5 protein-coding genes and 1 pseudogene are annotated in these 5,714 nt (G+C 72.1%); 3 read left to right on the forward strand and 3 right to left on the reverse strand.

Annotation, left to right across the window (positions count from 1 at the left end):
- The 3 genes from J0695_RS36900 to J0695_RS36910 form a co-directional block, all read left to right on the forward strand.
- A partial coding sequence (locus J0695_RS36900) for an acetamidase/formamidase family protein (protein WP_206969125.1) occupies positions 1-1,142 on the forward strand: 1,142 nt, incomplete at its 5' end.
- Positions 1,139-2,404: an amidohydrolase family protein gene (locus J0695_RS36905; protein ID WP_206969126.1), complete on the forward strand. Its 1,266-nt coding sequence runs from the start codon at positions 1,139-1,141 to the stop codon at positions 2,402-2,404. The genes J0695_RS36900 and J0695_RS36905, both read left to right, overlap by 4 nt.
- 157 nt (positions 2,405-2,561) lie before the next feature.
- A complete protein-coding gene (locus tag J0695_RS36910; protein ID WP_206969127.1) occupies positions 2,562-3,137 on the forward strand; it encodes a DUF1097 domain-containing protein in 576 nt (191 codons plus the stop codon).
- Between the two features lies 1 nt (position 3,138).
- On the opposite strand, the gene J0695_RS45305 is transcribed toward J0695_RS36910, so the two are convergent.
- From J0695_RS45305 to J0695_RS36925, 3 genes and pseudogenes are all read right to left on the reverse strand, one after another.
- Entirely contained in the window at positions 3,139-3,927 is a 789-nt protein-coding gene (locus tag J0695_RS45305; protein ID WP_206969128.1) for an oxamate carbamoyltransferase subunit AllH family protein, read from the reverse strand.
- Positions 3,924-5,360 carry a YlbE family protein gene (locus J0695_RS36920; protein ID WP_307798879.1) on the reverse strand — a complete coding sequence of 479 codons (1,437 nt, stop codon included), beginning with the start codon at positions 5,358-5,360 and terminating at the stop codon, positions 3,924-3,926. The genes J0695_RS45305 and J0695_RS36920 overlap by 4 nt, the downstream gene beginning before the upstream one ends.
- Positions 5,357-5,714: pseudogene (locus J0695_RS36925) on the reverse strand (acyl-CoA synthetase FdrA); the annotation flags it as partial. The pseudogene J0695_RS36925 and the gene J0695_RS36920, both read right to left, overlap by 4 nt.

Genomic DNA, 5,714 nt, shown 5'->3' on the forward strand with positions numbered 1-5,714 from the left:
CCCCCAAGACCGCCCGCTGGGGGACACTCCCGCACCCCGGCACCAGCCCCGTTCTCATGGTCGGCGACAGGGCGACCGTCACCGTCGACACCGTCTCCCACGAGGGCATCCTGGAGGATCAGGGCCGGGACCCGGTCCGCTTCTTCGGCGCGTACGGAGTCGCCGAGCGCGACGTGCTCACCGACGCCCGCGACATCGCCTCGTCCGCACTCGAGCGTGACCCGGACGCCGACGGGCCGCATGTCGTCACCGGCCCGATCGCCGTCACCGGTGCGGCCCCCGGCGACCTCCTCAAAGTGGAGACCCTGTCCCTCTACCGCCGCGCGGACTACGGCATCGTCTCCAGCCGCCACGGCAGGGGAGCGCTGCCCGACTCCTTCCCGGCCCCGGACACCGCTGAATCGGCCGCCACCCGGCGGCTGCCCTCCGGGGCGGTGTCCACGTTCTGCGAAGTCCAGGTCGACGGCAAAGGACGGCCGCTCGGCGTCATCCCGTACGGGACGACAGGCCGCGCCGCCCGCTTCCCGCTGCGCCCCTTCATGGGCGTCATGGGAGTCACCCCGGCGGACGAACAGCCGCTGAGCACGGTGCCGCCCGGCCGCCACGGCGGCAATCTCGACGTCAAGGTCCTCGACACGGGCACCGCCCTCTACCTCCCCGTCCAGGTCGAGGGCGCCGGCTTCTACACCGGCGACCCGCACTACGCCCAGGGCAACGGCGAGGTGGCGCTCACCGCCCTCGAGGCGCCGCTGCGCGCCACGTTCCGCCTCACCGTCCTCAAGGGCGCCGCCGCCCGGCGGGCGGTCGGGCTGATCGACACCCCGTTCGGCGAGAGCGAAACGCACTGGGTGGCCATCGGCCTGCACGAGGACCTCAACGAGGCGATGCGGGCGGCCGTGCGCGCCGCACTCACGTTCCTGACCTCCCGGGTCGGCATGGACGCGGCGAGCGCGTACGCGTACCTGAGCGCGGCGGCCGACCTCGAAATCTCCCAGGTCGTCGACCAGGTGCAGGGCGTGCACTGCCTGATCCGTAAATCCGACATCGGCGAACTGCCGAGCGAAATCCCCCTCCAGAAAGGCGAGTTCATGAGTGACACCACCGCATCCGCCGTGTGTGCCGGCACGGAAGGCACCCCATGACCGACCTCATCCTGCGCGACGCGCGCGTCGAGGACGCCACGAGGACCTCGGACATCGTCGTCGAGGCCGGCCGCATCACCGCCGTCCGTCCACCAGGAACGGGCACGGACAGGCCGTACGAGAGCATCGACTGCGCCGGACGCATCGTCCTCCCCGGCTTCGTCGAGGCCCACATCCACCCCGACAAGGCCCTCCTGGACGGCCTGGGCTCCCCACGCGGCACCACCCTCGCCGATGCCATCGCCGTCACGCTCGACCTCAAGCGCGGCTTCGGTCACGACGACGTGTACGACCGCTCCCGGCGCGTCATCGAGTCAGCGATTCTCAACGGCACCACCACCCTGCGCGCCCACCCCGATGTCGACCCGGTCGCGGGCCTTCTCGGGGTCGAGGTGCTGCTCGAACTCCGGGAGAAATACCGTCAGTTCATCGATATCCAGATCGTCGCCTTCCCCCAGGAGGGGATCGTGCGATCGCCCGGCACCGAGAAGCTCCTGCGTGCCGCGCTCACCGCAGGGGCCGATGTCGTCGGCGGCTGCTCCTATCAGGAGGATTCCGTCGAGGACTGCCGTCGCCATGTCGATCTCGTACTGGATCTCGCCGCCGAGTACGACGTCCCCGCCGACCTGCACGCCGACTTCGCCGACGACGCGGGTGATCCCCGCTACACCATGGCGGAGTACATCGCCGATGCCACCCGGCGCCGGGGCCTCGGCGGCCGGGTCACCCTCGGTCACATGACGTCCCTCTCGGGCCGCCCACCGCTCGAACGGGCTGCCACCGCAGCCAAGTTGGCGTCCCATGGTGTCAACGTCGTGCCGCTTCCCGCCACCGACCTCCATCTGGGCGGACGCATCGACACCCAAGCGGTGCGACGCGGTGTCGCCCCGGTCCGCGAACTGTGGGACGCCGGTGTCGTCACCGCCACCGCCACCAACAACATCCGCAACGCCTTCACCCCCTACGGCACCGGCGACCTGCTCGACATCGCCCTGCTCCTCGCCCAGACCGGCCATCTCTCCGGCCCCGCCGACCTGCGCCGCGTCCTGCGCATGGTGACGTACGACGCCGCACGCGTCATCGGCATCGCGGAACACTACGGCGTACGCGAAGGAGCCATCGCCGACCTGGTGGTCCTCGACACCACCCGTTACGACGACATCGTCCTCGACCGCCCCGAACGCGCCTATGTCATCAAGGCGGGCCGCATCGTGGCCCGCAGCACCCGCACCCGGCAGCTGGTGAACGCCCCCGCGGCCTGACGGCCGTCGCAGCACTTCGCCGTCGCACCACTTCGCAGCCCCTGTACTTCGGCACCCGCACGCACGTCTCGGCTCGTTCGCCCGACGCGCCCGCACCACGGGCCGTACGCATCCCCAGACCCTCCGGGTCCTCCGGCATCCTCAACAGGAGTCCGTCATGCGCGAACGCATACCGCACGAGATCGTCGCATCCCTGCTCGCAGGCGCCACCGCCTTCATAGGCGGCAACGCCCTTCACCTCCCGCCCTGGGCGATCTTCATTTCCTGGGCGGGTACGTTCCTGCTCGGCGGTCCGAGCCTCACCAACGCCAAGCGGCTGTGGCTCGCCATGCCCGCCGGGTCCGCGTTCGCCCTCGTCATCGTGCTCATCGAGGAGCACTTCGGAACCGCCCTCGGCGAGGGCCGGTTCGCCCGCAATCTCATGCAGGCTCTCGTCATTCTCGTACTCAACTCGGCCCTCATGTACGCGGGCCGGCTCAAGCTCCTGGCCCTCGTCCCCGGCATGTTCTTCGGGTTCGCCAGCTTCTTCGCCACGTTCTTCGGCGGCTTCGGCTACGACCCGGGCAACGCGTGGGCAGCCTGGGTGAGCGTCGTCGCCATGAATGCGCTCGGGCCGGTCTTCGCGTACCTGTCCCTGCGCCTCACCTTCCCCGTGCGGGAGGAGGTGTCACAGGCGGCGTCTCCGGTGCCGCAGTCGCGTACCGGCGAGACGGTGAGCCCCGAGCCCTCCTGACCTACGGAGCCGCCAGTCCCAGTGCGAGCCCCCGGGCGAGATCACTGCCGGAATGGTGGCCCACGGCGAGCAGCCCCCGCAGTGCGGGGGCCGCGTCGTGTCCGGCGGCCAGCGCGCGCAGCAGTGCGGCAGCCTGCGGTACGCACTCGCCGCGCGCGGCGTGCAGCACAAGTGCCGCCGAAACCAGGGGTGTTCGCTCCTCGGCCAGGGCGACCGCGTCCATGAGGGCCTCCGGCACCGGCCGCCCCAGTGCGTGGCGGGCGAGCAACACACCGCACAGCACGTCGTCGCCGGACGGGGTGAGACCGGGCCCGGCGCCGAGCAGTGCGAGTGCCGCGGCCCACAGGCGCGGAGGGTCTCCGGCGCGCAGTGCGCGACCGAACTCGTCTGCCAGCGGCGCGACTTCGGTGGCGAGGGGCAGCGCCGTCGTATCCACCAGCTGCCGGAACCACTCGGTGTGTACGCCTCGGGGGAGGAGGCCCTGGACACGGGGCGGTGCCCAGGACCCCCCAGCCGTGACGCGCAGCGTCCCGGCCGACAAGTGGCCCGCGCCGAAACGCACGGCCGTGCCCGCCCGCACGCCGCCCAGCGGCCCAGTGCCGGCAGCCTGTGCCAGCACCAGGGCGCACGGCACCGCGACCGCGTCGCGGGTGACCACGGCGATCGCGGGCAGCGCGGCCTCACCGGTGGCCGCGTACAGAGCGTGCCGGGTGACGGCGACGACGCGCCCGGTGCGCGGCGGCCCGGCCAGGAGCGGCGCGACCGACGTACTGACGGCAGCGGTGGTCACCGAGGGGGAGGCTCGGCCGCCGGGGGCTCGGGAAAGGCTCGCAGCGCCCTGGTGAAGCACCCCATCGGCGCCCGCGTCAGGCCGGCCCCGATCTGCCCGATGCCCGGTTCGCGATGGGCGATGCCCGTGGTGATGACCGGTTCCACGCCGGTGTCCGCCACCGCCCTCAGGTCGATCCCGACGGGGCTGCCCTCGAAGTCCAGCCCGGGCAGGCGCAGTTCCCGGTGGCGGCCCACGGTGATCTGAGCCATCCGGCGGCTGGTTGCGAGGGCCCTCTCGGGAGTGCCTCCGACGAAGCCGACGATCGCGGGCGCCGCCGCGAGGGCGAAGCCGCCGAGTCCGTACACCTCGGTGATCGCGCTGTCGCCGATGTCCGGGTTGGCGTCCTGCGGTCCGTAGCCGGGGAAGTACAGCCCCTCCACGTCGGCTGCGGGCGCCCGGTGCCAGGTGTCGCCGCCGCCGCTGACGCGGATGCCGACATCGACGCCGTTACGGGCGAACGTCGTGACCACCGTCGAATGCGCCACCCCGTGCCCCGCGGAGGTGGCCAGTTTGGCCGCCGCCATGGAGAAGTTGAGGAACCAGTACGTGTTCTCCTGGAGGAAGTCCAGCGCCTCGTGCCCGCCGAGCGGCTCCTGTCGGGCGAGCGCAGGGGCCAGCGCGCGCAGCAGCAGTGCGCTGGCCGCCGTGTTGCGGCTGTGGCACTCGTCGCCCATCTGCAACGCCTGCGCGGTCACCGCCCGCAGGTCCACCGGCTCCGGCAACGAGCGCAGCGCCGCACGCAGGCTGGGTGCGAGACGCTCTCCCATCCAGCGCAGCCGGTCCATGACGTCCTCGCCGAGCGCGCCGTAGCGCAGGCAGCGACCGCCGCCCTCGTTGAGGTTGCTGTAGGCGCGCCGCCCGCTCACCGCGTCCTCGACCACGAGCAGCGGCATGGAAGGCGAGATGATGCCCGCCATGGGGCCGACGGCGTCGTGGTCGTGACACGGGGCGAAGGCGATGGCTCCCGATGCGGCGAGCTGTTCGGCAGCGGTCGGAGTCTCCGCCCATCCCTCCAGGAGTACGGCGCCCACCACTGCCGCTCGCATGGGCCCGCACATCTGCTCCCATGCGAGCGGCGGCCCGGCGTGCAGCAGCACCTTCTCCGGCCCCGCGAGGACGGGCAGCGCTTCACGTGCCGTGACGACGTCCGTCCACAGGGGTGTCACGTCCAGAATGCGTCGCAGTGCCTCGGCGTTGGCGGCCTCTGTCAAGGGGTGGGCCGTCAACCGTGCGAGTTTCAGGGCGAGTTCGCTGTCCCCCTCGGCGGGTGGGCGCCAGTCGACGGAGGTGACGCGGGCTCCTGCGGCGCGCGGGGGAGCGGCGAACGACTCAAGACCCACGTTCACGAGGTGCGGGTCGGTTCCCAGGAACAGTCCACCGGTCCGGCTCACAGAGCACCTCCGTCGATCTTTGCCACGATGGCGGCGGCGGTCTCGGCGACCGTCGTACTGCTGTCGAGAACCAGGACACCCGCCTCCTGCAACGCCCGCACCTGTCCGTGGAGGCTCTGCGGGTCATCGGGCGTGCCCACGACGAAGCCGAGCACCACCGGTGGCGGGGCTCCTGCCGTGCGCAGCGCGCCCAGTTCGGCCGCCACCACCTCCGCGACCGCGCCGGCGGGATCGTCCGCGCCGCCGTGGCCGAGGACGACGTCCACGACCACGACGGCCGTCGACGGGTCGCGCAGCGCGGCCACCAGCCAAGGAGTGCGTACGGCCGGCCGCACCCGATGATCGAGCCGGCCG

Source organism: Streptomyces beijiangensis, from assembly GCF_017315755.1.
Taxonomy (GTDB): Bacteria; Actinomycetota; Actinomycetes; order Streptomycetales; family Streptomycetaceae; genus Streptomyces; species Streptomyces beijiangensis.

Bases quoted from the DNA above. Each gene is read 5' to 3' on its own strand.
- J0695_RS36910 (WP_206969127.1), top strand. From the start codon at position 2,562: ATGCGCGAACGCATACCGCACGAGATCGTCGCATCCCTGCTCGCAGGC.
- J0695_RS36905 (WP_206969126.1), top strand. From the start codon at position 1,139: ATGACCGACCTCATCCTGCGCGACGCGCGCGTCGAGGACGCCACGAGG.